Here is a 328-nt window from a genome sequence, read left to right as displayed (position 1 = left end):
ACCGTTCTGCCTGGGGTTACACCTTGCGCGCCAGTTCGCGCTACATCGAGATCATGCCCGGCTGGGACCTGACCATTCCGCTGTCCTTCAACCAGGGGGTTAACGGCAACTCCTCTCTGGGCAGCTACAACCAGGGCAGGAATCGGCTGTCCCTGGGCGGCACCCTGGAGTACCTCGGGAACCTCTCCCTGGAGGCCGTCTACAACGCCTACCTGGGCAGCCCCCGGTACAACAACCAGAGCGATCGCGACCACATCGCCCTGAACGCCAAGTACAGCTTCTGACCCTCGCCCAGACAACCGGAGAACATTCCATGTCCTGCCAAACG

1 protein-coding gene is annotated in these 328 nt (G+C 61.9%); it reads left to right on the top strand.

Annotated features, from left to right (window positions below):
• Positions 1-284: DUF1302 family protein (locus tag SB847_RS20725; RefSeq protein ID WP_410578457.1), on the top strand; the 284-nt coding region annotated here is incomplete at its 5' end.
• Positions 285-328 lie beyond the last annotated feature (44 nt).

The sequence above is a fragment of the Bacillus sp. SIMBA_026 genome, from assembly GCF_046535335.1.
Taxonomy (GTDB): Bacteria; Bacillota; Bacilli; order Bacillales; family Bacillaceae; genus Bacillus; species Bacillus velezensis.
Note: the sequence above shows the minus strand (reverse complement) of the source record. Positions and strands in the feature narration are given on the sequence as shown.